Source organism: Sporolactobacillus kofuensis (assembly GCF_024125425.1).
Classification (GTDB): Bacteria; Bacillota; Bacilli; order Bacillales; family Sporolactobacillaceae; genus Sporolactobacillus; species Sporolactobacillus kofuensis.
This window is the reverse complement of the sequence record NZ_JAMXWN010000011.1, coordinates 71,574-86,392: the sequence shown is the minus strand read 5'-3', so window position 1 is coordinate 86,392 and position 14,819 is coordinate 71,574. Positions and strand designations below refer to the sequence as shown.

Here is a 14,819-nt window from a genome sequence, read left to right as displayed (position 1 = left end):
CTCAAATCGCAAAGATCACTTTTCCGTTTGCCGAATCATTTTGCCAAGTTCACTGTGCCTATAACCGAATACAAAGTAAATGATTAAACCAATGTCGAACCAGATTAAGAAACGAATCCAAGTCTGCCCGGACAGATTAACCATGAGAAATCCACATGAGAGCACAGCGAGAAATGGAATGACGTAGATAAAAGGCACTTTGAAATTCCGTTTAATATCTGGGCGTTTCACGCGAAGAACAACAACGCCGATCGATACGACAATGAAGGCAAACAGCGTACCGATATTCACAAGTTGTGCGAGTTCATTAAGTGGAACAAAAGCTGAAAATAAGGTCGCCATGATCCAAGTAAGCAGAATGCTGATGACGGGTGTTTTTGATTTCTTTGTTAGTTTTGCAATCGACTTAGGAAGAAGTCCATCCCGACTAATTGCAAAAAATAGTCGAGTCTGACCGTACATCATCACAAACAAGACTGTAGTAATACCAAGGATCGCACCAAGTGATACAAAACCTGCTACCCAATCCTGATGGACAAATCGAAGGGCAAAGGCAACCGGATCACCGACGTTCAACTGAGGGTAAGGGACCATACCGGTTAATACAACCGAAACCGCAATATACAAAATCATACAAACAGCGAGTGAAGACAAAATCCCTATTGGCATATCACGCTGGGGTCTCCGCACCTCTTCCGACGCGGAGGATACTGCATCGAAACCAATGTAGGCGAGGAAAGCAGTCGCTGCCCCTTTTATGACCCCGCCAAACCCATAAGGCATAAATGGCGTCCAGTTTGAAGGTTTCACGTAAAAGGCGCCGACAACAACAAACAACAAAACAACACCAATTTTAATGAGAACCATAATATCGTTAATTCGGCTGGATTCTTTTACACCGCTTAACAGAACTGCCGAAAGCAAAAGGACAATCACCGTTGCCATCACATCAACATAGGTCCCTTTTCCAGGATTGAATGCGGCACTAATTGCTACAGGTAATTGCATGCCAAATCCTTTCATCAATTCCTGAAGATAAGCAGACCATCCGCTTGCTACAACCGAACAGGCAAGTCCGTATTCAAGGATGAGATCCCAACCAAGAATCCATGCGAACAATTCTCCGAAGACTGTATAACTGTATGTGTAGGCACTACCGGAAGCCGGAATCATCGATGCAAATTCCGCATAGCACAATGCCGCAAATGCACACGCAATCCCCGACAATACAAAAGACAAAATAATGGCTGGCCCAGCATCATTAGCAGCAACGATACCGGTCATAACAAAGATCCCGGTTCCTATGACCGCACCGATACCAAGCATCGTGAGATCGAACGCAGTCATCGCTTTCTGCAACCCGCTCTTACCACTTGCCTGATGGAGCGTATAATCCATCGGTTTTTTCCTTAACCAAACGCTCGAAAACCTCATTACAAAAAACTCCTTCTGTTTGCCATCATTTACAACTTAAGGACTCTTCTTATTATTGTTTGTATTCAAACGATTGTTTGAGTGACTTTTTTATCTATTTTTCCTTTAAGTTGTAAAAAAAATTCTTCATGGTACCAAGTCCTATGTAAAGGTACTGATTTCGTTGGTTATGAACATTTTTCAAAATTCACAACGAATCCGAATAGTTTAAAGCAAAAAAAATCTCCAGCTAATCAGCTGGAGATTTTAGTCAAAAACAAATTATTTAATGTTGTAGAACGAAGCGTCGCCAAGGTATTCAGCTGAATTAGCGAGATCGTCTTCGATTCTGATCAACTGGTTGTACTTCGCAATACGGTCAGTTCTTGCAAGAGAACCAGTCTTGATTTCACCGGCATTCGTTGCAACAACGATGTCAGCGATTGATGTATCTTCTGTTTCACCTGAGCGGTGAGAAACAACTGCAGTGTAACCTGCTTTTTGTGCCATTTGGATCGCGTTCAATGTTTCTGTCAAAGTACCGATTTGGTTAACTTTGATAAGAATTGAGTTGGCAACGCCAAGGTCAATACCTTTCTTCAGGTAATCTGTGTTCGTTACAAACAGGTCGTCACCAACCAATTGAACTTTGTCACCGATTGCCTTAGTAAGTTTTTGCCAGCCTTCCCAATCATTTTCATCAAGGCCGTCTTCGATCGAAATGATCGGGTACTTTTCAACGAGTTTCGTGTAGTATTCAATCATTTCGTCTGTAGTTCTTACGACGCCTTCACCTTTGAAATTGTACTTGCCGTCTTCAAACAATTCAGAGGAAGCAGGGTCAATAGCCAGTTTAACGTCTTCACCTGGTTTGTAACCTGCTTTTTCAATTGCTTCAAGAATCGTATCAAGCACTTCTTCGTTGTTCTTCAGGTTAGGTGCAAAACCGCCTTCGTCGCCGACAGCTGTCAGGTGACCTTTAGCAGAAAGAACGGATTTCAGTGCGTGGTATACTTCTGCACCAATACGTACTGCTTCGCTGATTGAATCAGCGCCTACAGGCATGATCATGAATTCCTGGAAGTCAACACTGTTGTCTGCGTGTTTCCCACCATTAAGGATGTTCATCATTGGTGTAGGGAGAACTTTTGCGTTCACACCACCGAGGTAACGGTACAGCGGAACACCAAGTTCGTCTGCAGCAGCATTAGCAGCAGCAAGGGATACACCAAGAATTGCATTGGCACCCAATTTACCTTTGTTTTCTGTTCCGTCAAGATCGATCATTGCTTGGTCAAGAGCTACTTGGTCTTGAACTTCCATGCCGATTACTTCAGGAGCGATAAGTTCATTAACATTCTTTACAGCTTTCAGAACACCTTTGCCACCGTAACGGCTCTTGTCACCGTCACGTAATTCAACAGCTTCGTGTTCACCAGTAGAAGCACCACTTGGAACAAGTGCGCGGCCTTTGCCGCCGTCTTCTGTGTATACTTCAACTTCAACAGTTGGGTTACCGCGAGAGTCGAGCACTTCGCGTCCGTAAACTTCAACGATTTGAGACATACGTTATCTCTCCTTATGATCATATAGAATTATTAAGTACAATGGAATCTGCCCATTATGTCCGGACGATAAAGGACGGATTCCTTGCATAAAGTTCATCTTTAATGTGCGTTGCAAAATCAACCTTTAACCGCTTCGAGCAGTGCAAGGAATGATTCTGGATCCAGGCTGGCACCGCCGACAAGTGCACCGTCGATGTCAGATTGAGCGAGCAAGTCGCCAATCGTTGCTGGTTTTACGCTGCCGCCGTATTGAATACGTACTTTTGCAGCTGTTGCTTCATCATAAAGACCTGAGATTGTTTCACGAATGTACGCGCACACTTCATTTGCATCTTCAGAAGAAGCAGATTTACCTGTGCCAATGGCCCAGATTGGTTCATAAGCAACGACAACATCAACAGCTTGATCACTTGGAACACCTGCAAATGCTTTTGTTACTTGATTCTTGACAACAGTTTGCCACTTTCCACCTTCACGTTCGTCAAGCGTTTCGCCAACGCAGACAATCGGAATCAGGTGATGTGCAAATGAAGCAAGCACCTTTTTGTTCACTGTTTCATCCGTTTCTGCAAACATTGCTCTTCTTTCAGAATGGCCAATGATTACATAGTGAACGCCAAGATCTTCAAGCATAACCGGGCTGACTTCTCCCGTAAATGCACCGGAGTTTTCAAAATGAACGTTTTCAGCGCTGATCTTCAGATCTGAACCCTTGCTATCTGCAACGATACGATCAAGGGCGAGAAAAGGAGCGGCAACAACCGAATCAACGAGGTCTGCGGAAGGAACTTTGTCCTTAACAGCTTCAACGAATTCGTGTGCTTCCTTAACTGTTTTGTTCATTTTCCAGTTTCCGGCAATAATCGGTTTACGTGACATAAATGGACACCTACCCTTTCTTGCGGTTAATTCCTTATCATCTTGCTTAGATTATTCAGCGTCATCAAGCGCAGCAACGCCTGGAAGAACTTTGCCTTCCATGAGTTCGAGGGACGCGCCACCGCCTGTTGAAATGTGACTCATTTTTTCTGCCAGGTGGAATTTCTCAACAGCCGCTGCTGAATCACCACCGCCGATGATTGTCGTTGCATCGGTTGCTTCAGCAAGAGCTTCTGCTACAGCACCTGTACCTTTAGCAAATGCATCCATTTCAAAAACGCCCATAGGACCGTTCCATACAACCAATTTAGATTTCTTGATTGCATCAGCAAACAGTTCTGCAGTTTTCGGACCGATATCAAGACCCATCCAACCGTCAGGAATGCTGTCAACATCAACAACTTTCTTGTTTGCTGTTTCAGAGAAATCGTCTGCAATAACTGCATCAACAGGAGTCAGGAAGTTAACGCCTTTTTCCTTTGCTTTCTCCATAAATTCTTTTGCAAGGTCCAGCTTATCTGCGTCAAGCAGAGATTTACCGATACCGTAGCCTTGAGCCTTAATAAATGTGTAGGAAAGACCACCGCCGACAATCAGGTTATCAACCTTGTCCAGCAGGTTTTCGATTACGCCAATTTTATCGGTTACTTTTGCACCGCCAATAATTGCCGTAAACGGATGTTTCGGGTTATCCAGAGATTCTGCCATAACCGTCAATTCTTTTTCCATCAAGAAGCCTGCAACAGCCGGCAGATAATTGGCAATACCTTCTGTTGAAGCGTGAGCACGGTGAGCGGAACCAAACGCGTCGTTAACATAAACATCAGCAAGTGATGCAAATGCTTTAGCGAGTTCAGGATCATTTTTCTTTTCGCCTTTTTCAAAACGTACGTTTTCAAGAAGGAGAACGTCACCTGCATTCAGCTTTGCAACGGCTGCTTCAACTTCAGGTCCGACAACTTCGTCTGTTTTTGCAACAGGCTTGCCGAGCAGTTCACTCAGGCGCTTTGCAACAGGATCCATTTTGAATGAGTCCTTGTCTTCAGCCGTCGGGCGGCCAAGGTGAGAAGCAAGAATAATCTTAGCACCGTTTTCAATTAGGTAATTGATGGTTGGGAGCGCTGCACGAATACGTGTATCGTCCGTTACCGTTGTTCCACTAAGCGGAACATTGAAGTCAACGCGGCAAAATACTTTTTTGCCTTTAACATCAATATCCTTAATGGTTTTCTTTGCCATGCCTAGACCCTCTTTCCACGATATCTCATCAGCAACAAGCGTCAGGCTGCAGTCCCTAGCCATGCTGACAAGAACAGTATTCGTTAAAAAAGCGGAAACAACTAAGGTTTCCGCTATTCAAATTCTATTCAAAAAGTTAGGCAATCCTTATTTTGCAAGTTTTGCGAAGTATTCAAGAGTACGAACAAGCTGTGAAGTATAAGACATTTCGTTGTCGTACCAAGCAACAGTCTCAACTAATTGTTTGCCGCCAACTTCGATGATCTTCGTCTGAGTTGCGTCAAACAGAGAGCCGTAAGTAATGCCGATGATATCAGAAGAAACGATCGGATCTTCGTTGTAACCGAAAGATTCGTTAGAAGCTGCTTTCATTGCTTCGTTAACTTCTTCAACCGTAACGTTCTTGCTAAGCGTTGTGTACAAGAGTGTTGTTGAACCAGATTTAACTGGAACACGTTGTGCAGAACCGTCGAGTTTTCCTTTCAGGTCAGGAATAACAAGAGCGATTGCTTTAGCAGCACCAGTTGATGCAGGAGTGATGTTTTCAGCAGCTGCACGGGCACGACGAAGATCGCCGCCTCTGTGTGGGCCGTCAAGAGTCATCTGGTCGCCTGTGTAAGCGTGAACCGTAGTCATCAAGCCTTTTTCAATACCGAATTTATCGTTAAGTACTTTAGCCATAGGAGCCAAAGAGTTTGTTGTACATGAAGCACCGGAGATAACTGTTTCAGTACCATCAAGTGTATCGTTGTTCGTGTTGAACACGATTGTCTTCATATCACCCTTTGCAGGAGCGGAAATAACAACTTTCTTTGCGCCGCCTTTGAGGTGTGCTTCAGCCTTGTCTTTAGAAGTAAAGAAGCCTGTGCATTCGAGAACGATGTCAACGCCGAGTTCGCCCCATGGCAATTCAGCTGGGTCACGTTGTGAGAGAACCTTAACTTTTTTGCCGTTAACTACGAAGTAGCCTTCTTCAACTTTAACTTCGCCGTTGAAACGTCCTTGAGTTGTATCATATTTAAGCAGGTTTGCAAGCATTGCAGGATCTGTAAGGTCGTTAACCGCTACAACTTCCAATTCTGGAACATCCTGAATTCTTCTGAAAGCAAGACGACCGATACGTCCGAAACCGTTAATACCAACTTTAACTGTCATAACAATAATGACCTCCTAAATGGTTTGGAAATTTTTTAAAATCTGTTGTGCTGCACCTTCATCCGTAATTAGTACGGAATCCGGACCTTTCTTAAAATAAGCCTGAATTGCCTCAGCCTTAGACTTGCCCCCAGCTACGGCAATCACTGACCGTGCGCCAAAAAGATCCTCCCATTGTAAGCCAATTGTTTGAACCTTATGGATCACACGACCTGTCTGATCAAAGAAATAGCCAAAAGCTTCGGCCACAGCATGCTCCGTGTCAACTCTTTTGAGAAAGTCTTCACCGGAATGGCGACGAATCGCCATTGTTTTCGCATCTCCAATACCGTGCACAATAATTGTGGCATGGTGAACATGCTGCATGACCCGATGAATACTGGGCTCTTCCATCAAGCTATGATAGGAATCATCACTGAGCTGATCGGGAACGTGGAGCAGATGATATCGTCCTTCAGCTTTTTCCGCCATTTTAGCGCAGATCGTGTTCGCTTGATTTTCGACCTTTTCGCCAAGTCCGCCTCTCGCCGACACAAACAGGAGATCCTGATGTGTCCTCCTGAGCGGATGCATCATCTCTGCAGCAGCCGCAAGAGTCGATCCTCCGGTTACCGCAATGATATTATCAGCGCCCAGTGCACGTTCGATTTCCTTGACGCAGGCCAGCCCCATCTCATTCTTGACCGTTGCGTACTGATCACTGTCACCAGAGACAATGACAACTTTGGAAACGCCGAGAACTTCTTCCAATTGCTTTTCCATGTTCTTCAATCCGGAAATATTCTTCATCACAGTACCCAGAGCCACAACAATAGCTTCTCCGTTTTCCGTCAGATACATGCCGCTTGACGCCATTTGGATAAGCCCTTGCTGGCTGAGAAATGTAACTTCGCCGCGCAAAACACGCTCAGTCATGCCCAGATGGGATGACAGGCTTCGTCTGCCAATCGGTTGCAGAAAATGTAAGGATTGAAGAATACGGTAGCGACTGGACATTATGTCTAAGACATCCGGGATCAGCTTTTTCTGAAGATCAAGCAAATGTTCCACAGCGTCCCCCTCGATCGACCTAAATAGGTCTCAAAATGTCCCACACAGTCATTTTATGTCCCATCTGCTCCATGTATTATGATAGCAACTTTCATCAGCGTTTACAAGCATAAACATGTAAATGTTTGTTAAGGATCTATTACTGACGCAAAATTGTCACATTCTTAATAGATGTTGATACAATGCGGTTTTATCGAGTGTAAACTATCTGCAAATTTAGAAAACTGTTACTTTTCCATGCATCGCTTGCCACATTTCCAATACTCCTCCTGTATTTTTTTGTTCAAGAGAAGTATACCCATATTCGACAAAACAAAACAAAAGAAAGCGTTGTAAACTTTACCAAGCTTCCTTTGTTTGGGACCTATTGCGTCCCTTACGGATTAAATTTGTGCTATTCTTCGATCAATTGTTGAACCAATCCCACATGCCTGACGATATTTCGTCACTGCACGTCTTGAACACCGAATTCCTGACTGTTCCAATAGTTTGGAAAGTGATTGATCGGACAGTGGTTTCTTTCGGTCTTCTTTTGCAACAAGCCGTTTAATTTCAAATTGAATTTGGAATGCCGACAGAGCGTTCTGTCTCGGCTGAACCGGTCGCACAAAAAAGTCTTTCATTTGAGATAATCCATAACTGGTTTGAATGTACTTTCCCGCAGCCGTTCGACTAATCGTTGACTCATGAACAGAGAGAAGCTTCGCAGCTTGCTTCATTGTGAACGGACGTAATGTTTCACGACTCCCTGATCGAAAATATGCTTCTTGTTCATGCATTAATAATTCGGCCAATTTCATCAACGTCTGTTTTCGTCTTGAAACACCGGATACCAACCACTCCGCTTCCTCGTATTTCTCACGCAGATAACGTTTCGTTTCAGCATCCGCAGTCAACATATAAGTGTTGTAGTCTTCACTATTTACCGAAATGGTGGGAAGATATTGATCTTCAAGTTGGCAGACAAGGTGGTTTTCCTTCTTTGTAATCATCACATCCGGAATAATATAGTGAACAGGTTCGTCCTGTATATCAGCAATAGGATAGGGATTCAATTTTCGAATGCATTCAATAGCGTCCCGAACTACATCTTCTTCAATACCAAGAATCGATGCAAGTTCTCCAAAATCTCCGCTCATCAAGCAATCGCGATAATCATTTAATATAGTTTCTGCAAGCATGCACCGTGGCTCAGCTCTCTGCAATTGCAGGCAAAGACATTCGGTGAGCGAGCGGGCACCAACCCCGGCAGGTTCTAGGGATTGAACCACTTTTAGTGCTTCAAGAGGAGCTACTTTTTCATAACCGAAGTGTTCAAAAATGTCACTTGGTTCCTCATCGAGAAATCCACGCTCATTTAATGAATCAATCAGCAAATCAGCCGCCTTAATTATATCTCGATCAAGATTTAACTGATGTAAATCATGATGAAGTAATTCACGAAAATCAACTGAGGCTGTAGCTGTTTCTTCAATCACATCCGATGTACTCTTCGTTTCATTACCCACCGACGTGTAATAAGCATTTGAATCCTTACCGCTTTCAACATGCAATAAGGGGTTCTCCAACGCTTTTTCATGAAGATATGTTGATAATTCTTCGTTGTTACATTGAAGAACAGCCACAGATTGATATAATGCAGGTGCCATTTTCAATTTCAATGATTGTCTTTGTACAAGAGACAGGCCCATTTCGCTACACCTCCTTACAATTAATAGTATAACAATGAATGGATAAAATGACTACGCTTTCATTATCGATTTATGGTGAATTATGTAACTTGAACAAGATTAAAAGATGTTCGTTATTCTATTTAAGGGGCGTGCATCCATTTTTTTCTAAGCCTCAAAAGGGATCATGTAGAAAAAGTAGCTGTCCCAATTGGAGGAGCCAACCGATGCTGCGCACTGCTTTCTCACGTTCCGCGGGCGATCCGGTTCATGAACCTGAGCGGCCTCCACTGGCTCGCTAGTTCAGAGCACATCCCGCTACAGTCTCGCACCTGCGCGCATAGTCCTAGTACAGACCATATGAAAAGGTGCCTCACAGTCAACAGACTTAGAGACACCCTCTTCTCTTGCTTATTTATTTAGGTTAAAAATATTTCTTCTTCCAGAAGAACAATGCAGTGATTCCGGCGAGCCCTAATGCGATACTAATCGGTATCCAAAATGCATGCGGCGCGTATTCCCACGGAATTGCATCAACATTCATGCCCCAGAAACTTGCGACCATCGTTGGGATCGAGAGTACAATCGTTACGGTCGTTAAAAATTTCATGACCACATTCACATTGTTTGAAATTACGGAAGCATACGCATCCATCATACCGCTTAAGATATTGCTGTGCACTTCCGACATTTCAATTGCCTGCTTAATCTCGATAATCACATCCTCGAGCAGATCTTGATCATCTTCATACATCCGAAGAAAACGTTGTTTCGTCATTTTCTCCATCACAATATTATTTGATTTAAGTGATGTCGTGAAGTATACAAGTGTTTTTTCCAAACTAAGCAGGTTGAACAACTCTTTATTTCGCATTGATTCATGCAATTCCCGTTCAATTAGCGAAGTTCTGCGGTCAATCGTTTTCAAGTATTTTAAATAATAACGGGCAATCACATAGAGAATCTGCAAAGTAAACCGTGTTTTTTTATAAGTAAAAAAGTTCCGGATGCGATTGTTAATAAAATCATCAATAATTGGATTACTTTGCAGACAAACCGTGACAAAATAGAACGGCGTAACAATAATACCAAGCGGGATTGTATCATAAGGTGCAGAGTCGGACTCATCCTGAACGAGTACTGGAAAATCAACGATAATTAGTACAGAATCGTCTTCTTTTTCAATACGTGAACGTTCATCATCATCCAAAGAATCACGGATGAAATCCGATGGGATGCCTGTTCCTTCAACCACTTTCTGCACTTCGAATTCCGAAGGGCGGGTCAAATTAATCCAACAGCCCTTAGCTAGTTCATCTTTTTTTACTAATCTGTCTTGTTCATCTGTTAAATAAATATCAATCATAGTGCACCTCCTCTTAAATTCAGAGGAAGCCTACACAGAAATCTGCCTGCTGAAAACTCCGTGACTTGTTCAGGAGGTCTGATGCCATATAAACTTCCCCATACCAATGACTGGGACCAGGGTTTTGACTCGAACTGTCAGAACTCATTGAACGATCACTTCCTTCAGCGGGTGATTAATTTGGCACGAGACACTCACATGTACGTGTCGATTGCCGCCACGTTCTATAATACATGGTGCGCAGGGATAACACAAATGAATCATCGCCAATAACCAATGAAAGGGATTACCTGCAAACCACGCATTTTCGGAGTTGAAAGTTGCTTATAGAAAAAGAGCCCTCGCTTGAAAACGATAGACTCTAAGAAAAGCATGAATGACTTGCAGAAATGCTTAACAGTGTGGTTTTGGAAAGAACGGTTTCTCGCATTGAACATCATAGTGACGTTCGTCGCATGTTTCTGACATGGTGTGCGGATAGAAATGTTGGTGCTCATAAATGTAATGGGTTTTTCTTATCGTGTGCATTTGATGAATATGCTTCACAATGACCGGTTTATAAATATGTTGAACGTTAACGCTTTGTGGATCATAAATGGTTCCGCCTTGTGTCGGTGGACAGTGAAGCGTATTCTCGGTGGTCTTTCCCGCCATCGCTTCTGGAGCCATACTTTTTCCTGACTTTGACTGATGAGCAGTCGGCATCATTCCTTTACCTTTTCCAGCCATAGCCGGGCTCGTGCTCGGCCATTTCTTCATCGGTTTGGATTCTGGTTTTGGGGCCATTGTACTCATAGAACCAACGTTTCCCATGTTTCCCATGCTTTCCATGCTTCCCATGTTCCCCATGCTTCCCATGCTTCCCATGTTTCCCATGTTTCCCATGCTTCCCATGTTCCCCATAGTACCGGCACTCCCAACATTGCCGACGTTTCCACTTGCTCCCGACTGCACTGGATTCATGCTGCTTGAATAAGGTGAAACCTCCATCGTTTTATTCCTCCTCGTTTCCTCTTCAAATAAAGTACACTAATAACCTATGAGTCCAAGTGATGCCTTGCCCTAATGAGAATACCTATTTTTGGTCATTCAGCCTAAATTTGGGCAACATGCATAAAACCTTTTCATTAAAAAAAGGTTCAGCCAATCCTAAACTGTTCATTTGTTGTACGTACATTACGTAACAGATTTTTAATCCTTATTATTTGTAAAAAGTAACTTCACAACGAAAAGTTCTTGCAAAAATGTTACGAATCGCTTAAAATAGACCAATGTCAGTAGAAAGTTTTTTTATGCGCTCGTAGCTCAGTGGATAGAGCAATGGTTTCCGGTACCATGTGTCGGGGGTTCGACTCCCTTCGAGCGCATCACAATAAAAGGTCAGCCAAGGGCTGGCCTTTTTAATTTTGGTTTTTTACAATTATATAAGAAAGACCAGACTAAACCTGGGCCTTGGCTGTCACCTTTATGCGGCTATTTCAAACCCACACGACCTGTACGATGATCACTTTTTATAATTTTTGCTTTAAATTTGACCTATATTGACCATTAATGTATTATTGATGTTGGTAATGGGAAAAATAACTTTTTCAATGGAAAAGGGGGTTCGTTCAATGCCTTTAATACCTACAGTCATTGAGCAGACAAACCGCGGTGAACGCGCGTATGACATCTATTCACGCTTATTGAAAGACCGCATCATTATGCTCGGTACACAGATTGATGATAATGTGGCCAATGCAGTCGTAGCACAGCTGCTCTTCTTGGCAGCTGAGGATTCAGAAAAAGATATTTCGCTTTATATCAATAGCCCAGGTGGGTCAATTACAGCCGGAATGGCCATTTTTGATACAATGCAGTACATCAAACCAAAAGTTTCAACCATTTGTATCGGCATGGCTGCATCGATGGGGAGTTTCCTACTTACAGCTGGTGAAATTGGCAAACGTTATGCATTGCCAAACAGTGAAATCATGATTCACCAACCATTGGGTGGTATGCAAGGTCAAGCATCGGATATGGAAATTCATGCGCGACGCATTATCAGCATTCGCGAGAAGTTGAACCATATTTATGCAGATCGAACGGGTCAGCCTTATGAAGTTATTGCTCGTGATACAGATCGAGACAACTTCATGTCTGCTGAAGAAGCAAAAAAATACGGCTTGATCGATGAAATTTTGACCACTTCAAAATAATAATTAAAAAGGAAGATCGGGGTTTATCTCCGTTCTTCCTTTTTTAAATTAATAGTAAGCGTTATCATTTTTTTGCTGTTTTACAAACTGTTCTCCACAAACGCAGCAAGTTGATCGAGCGCCTCACGCTCATCCTGACCTTCCGCTGTGAGCAAAAGATGTTCTCCATAGCGGGGGGCAAGACACATGACGCCCATAATACTCTTCCCGTTAGCCTTATGGCCATCTTTTTCCAGAATCAGCTGAGCGTGAAAGGCATTAGCGTTCTCAACAAAAAGTGCAGCAGGACGTGCTTGCAGACCATTTTTCAGTCCGACAGTCACCTTTTTCGCTAACAAATAAGATGCGCCCTCCTTTCTGATTTCTTGTTATTGCCCTTGACGAATCCGATTCGCAATCGCATCGATTTTGCGGAAACGGTGGTTAATCCCTGATTTACTAATCGGTTCCCCACTCACCATTTCACCGAGTTCTTTCAAGGTAATATCCGGATTTTTTAGACGGATCTCCGCAATTTCTCTCAGTTTCTCAGGCAATTCTTCAAGGCCGATGCTCTTCTCAATCAAACGGATATTCTCCATTTGTCTCATGGCAGCACTGACCGTCTTGTTCAAATTGGCGGTCTCGCAATTCACGAGACGATTAACAGAATTGCGCATATCTTTGACAATACGAATATCCTCAAAGTAGAACAGCGCCTTATTTGCGCCAATGATGCTGAGAAAATCAGTGATCTTCTCGCCTTCCTTCATATAGAGAATATACCCGTTCTTTCTCGGAAGTATCTTCACATTGAGGTTGAACGTATTCATTAGTTTAGCCAAAGAATACGTATGTTCTTCATAATTAGAGAAAATTTCTAGGTGGTAGGAGGATTCCGGGTGGTTTAAGGAACCGCCGGCAAGAAAAGAACCACGAAGATACGCGCGCTTGCAGCAGTCCTTCCGGATCAAATCTTGCGCAATTTCTCGAGTAAATTGCCCATTATCATCAATTATTTTTAAGTTTTCAAGAAATGGTCTCGCGGTTTCTTTTAGCCGAACAATATAGACATTATTCTTTTTGAGCCGCATTTTTTTACGAACAAGAATTTCGACTTGATAGTGGTAAGCTTGCTTAATTAGTCGGAAGATCCGCCGTGAAATTGCTGCATTTTCCGTGGCAATGTCCAGTTCAATCCGTTTATTTCGAATCGAGATAAATCCGTTCATGCGCGTCAGTGCTGCAAGTTCTGCACGTGCGCAGCAGTCATCCACCTCAAGTAATGTTAGTTCTCTTTTTGTTTCTGCGGCAAATGACATGCGCAATTCCTCCAACTTTACACTTTTTTCTCAGCAAATAGTGACATCAAGAGTTGACCAACAACCGCTTCATCATGACGAACAACGCCGTCATTTGTTTTAATTAAAGGTGCATGAATAACGTCAATCCCCAGATCATTTAACGCTTCCCAGTCAATTCGAACCGGTTCTGCTTCCTCTGCGGCATAGCGTTTCAGGAGATCCACTTTAATTGGCCGACTGTTCACGATAATTGTATCAATAAAAGGATGTGCAACATGACGATGAATCGCTTCAATATGCTGTGATGCAGTAAAGTGATCCGTCTCCCCTTTCTGGGTCATCACGTTGCACACGTAGACTTTTCGAGCTTTAGAACGATAGATTTCCTCTGCCAGCTCAGGAACCAAAAGGTTTGGAATGACACTCGTATAGAGACTGCCGGGACCAAAAGTAATCAGATCAGCGTCCCTTATTGCGCGAACACTTTCAGGCAAAGGTTGAATATCAGCTGGTTTCAAGAAGACACGTTCTATGTGTTTGTTCACTTCGGGAATATGAGACTCACCCTCAACAATGCTCCCATCACTCATGACAGCGCCGAGCATAATCATTTGATCAGCTGCAGGAAGCACCTGTCCGTGAACATTTAAAATTCTGCTTAATTCTCGCACGCCTTTGACGAAGTCACCGGTTATCGAGGTCAACGCTGCAATCAGTAAATTCCCCATCGAGTGCCCGTTCAAGCCACTATCGGTTTTAAAACGGTGTTGGAGCAACTGTTCAAACATTGGTTCGATGTCCGAAAGCGAAACAAGAACATTACGGATGTCACCAGGAGGCGGCATACGTAATTCATTTCTGAGCATGCCGCTACTGCCACCGTCATCAGCAACAGTGACGATTGCCGTGATATCAACCGGATATTTCTTCAATCCCCTCAAAACTGCAGGCAGTCCGGTGCCACCACCGATCGCAACGACTTTTTTCTGATCTGTCAT

13 protein-coding genes and 1 tRNA gene are annotated in these 14,819 nt (G+C 43.3%); 2 read left to right on the top strand and 12 right to left on the bottom strand.

The genetic code is table 11. The annotated features are described in order from the left end of the window. Positions 1-15 precede the first annotated feature (15 nt). The 9 genes from bcaP to NIE32_RS10155 all read right to left on the bottom strand — a co-directional run bounded on the left by bcaP (position 16) and on the right by NIE32_RS10155 (position 11,330). Positions 16-1,434, bottom strand: a complete 1,419-nt coding sequence (bcaP, locus tag NIE32_RS10195; RefSeq protein WP_253076785.1) for a branched-chain amino acid transporter BcaP — start codon at positions 1,432-1,434, stop codon at positions 16-18. 261 nt (positions 1,435-1,695) lie between these two features. Continuing rightward, positions 1,696-2,979 (bottom strand): phosphopyruvate hydratase, encoded by a 1,284-nt coding sequence (gene eno / locus NIE32_RS10190; protein ID WP_253076784.1) that lies wholly within the window; start codon positions 2,977-2,979, stop codon positions 1,696-1,698. 119 nt (positions 2,980-3,098) lie between these two features. After that, on the bottom strand, positions 3,099-3,860 hold the full coding sequence (gene tpiA, locus NIE32_RS10185) for a triose-phosphate isomerase (protein ID WP_253076783.1): 762 nt from the start codon (positions 3,858-3,860) through the stop codon (positions 3,099-3,101). A gap of 51 nt (positions 3,861-3,911) precedes the next feature. Then, a complete protein-coding gene (locus NIE32_RS10180; protein ID WP_253076782.1) occupies positions 3,912-5,099 on the bottom strand; it encodes a phosphoglycerate kinase in 1,188 nt (395 codons plus the stop codon). 147 nt (positions 5,100-5,246) lie between these two features. Next, positions 5,247-6,254: a type I glyceraldehyde-3-phosphate dehydrogenase gene (gap, locus tag NIE32_RS10175; RefSeq protein WP_253076781.1), complete on the bottom strand. Its 1,008-nt coding sequence runs from the start codon at positions 6,252-6,254 to the stop codon at positions 5,247-5,249. 15 nt (positions 6,255-6,269) lie between these two features. Beyond that, positions 6,270-7,304, bottom strand: coding sequence for a sugar-binding transcriptional regulator (locus NIE32_RS10170; protein WP_253076780.1), 1,035 nt, complete (start codon positions 7,302-7,304; stop codon positions 6,270-6,272). A gap of 383 nt (positions 7,305-7,687) precedes the next feature. Further along, a complete protein-coding gene (gene rpoN, locus NIE32_RS10165) occupies positions 7,688-8,995 on the bottom strand; it encodes an RNA polymerase factor sigma-54 (RefSeq protein ID WP_253076779.1) in 1,308 nt (435 codons plus the stop codon). 403 nt (positions 8,996-9,398) lie between these two features. Beyond that, positions 9,399-10,340 (bottom strand): magnesium transporter CorA family protein, encoded by a 942-nt coding sequence (locus NIE32_RS10160; RefSeq protein WP_253076778.1) that lies wholly within the window; start codon positions 10,338-10,340, stop codon positions 9,399-9,401. Between the two features lie 393 nt (positions 10,341-10,733). Further along, positions 10,734-11,330, bottom strand: coding sequence for a CotD family spore coat protein (locus NIE32_RS10155; protein WP_253076777.1), 597 nt, complete (start codon positions 11,328-11,330; stop codon positions 10,734-10,736). A gap of 304 nt (positions 11,331-11,634) precedes the next feature. Between NIE32_RS10155 and NIE32_RS10150 the strand changes: the two genes are divergently transcribed. Both NIE32_RS10150 and clpP read left to right on the top strand, forming a co-directional pair. Next, positions 11,635-11,707 (top strand) — tRNA-Arg (locus NIE32_RS10150). A 246-nt stretch (positions 11,708-11,953) separates the two neighbouring features. Further along, on the top strand, positions 11,954-12,538 hold the full coding sequence (gene clpP / locus NIE32_RS10145; RefSeq protein WP_253076776.1) for an ATP-dependent Clp endopeptidase proteolytic subunit ClpP: 585 nt from the start codon (positions 11,954-11,956) through the stop codon (positions 12,536-12,538). Positions 12,539-12,618: 80 nt separating this feature from the next. Here clpP and NIE32_RS10140 read toward each other — a convergent pair whose 3' ends face one another. The 3 genes from NIE32_RS10140 to NIE32_RS10130 are packed head-to-tail and all read right to left on the bottom strand — an operon-like array spanning position 12,619 to position 14,819. Beyond that, positions 12,619-12,876 carry an HPr family phosphocarrier protein gene (locus NIE32_RS10140; protein WP_253076775.1) on the bottom strand — a complete coding sequence of 86 codons (258 nt, stop codon included), beginning with the start codon at positions 12,874-12,876 and terminating at the stop codon, positions 12,619-12,621. Between the two features lie 30 nt (positions 12,877-12,906). Continuing rightward, complete coding sequence (gene whiA, locus NIE32_RS10135) at positions 12,907-13,839, bottom strand: DNA-binding protein WhiA (protein WP_253076774.1); 933 nt, start codon at positions 13,837-13,839, stop codon at positions 12,907-12,909. 17 nt (positions 13,840-13,856) lie between these two features. Then, positions 13,857-14,819: a gluconeogenesis factor YvcK family protein gene (locus NIE32_RS10130; protein ID WP_253076773.1), complete on the bottom strand. Its 963-nt coding sequence runs from the start codon at positions 14,817-14,819 to the stop codon at positions 13,857-13,859.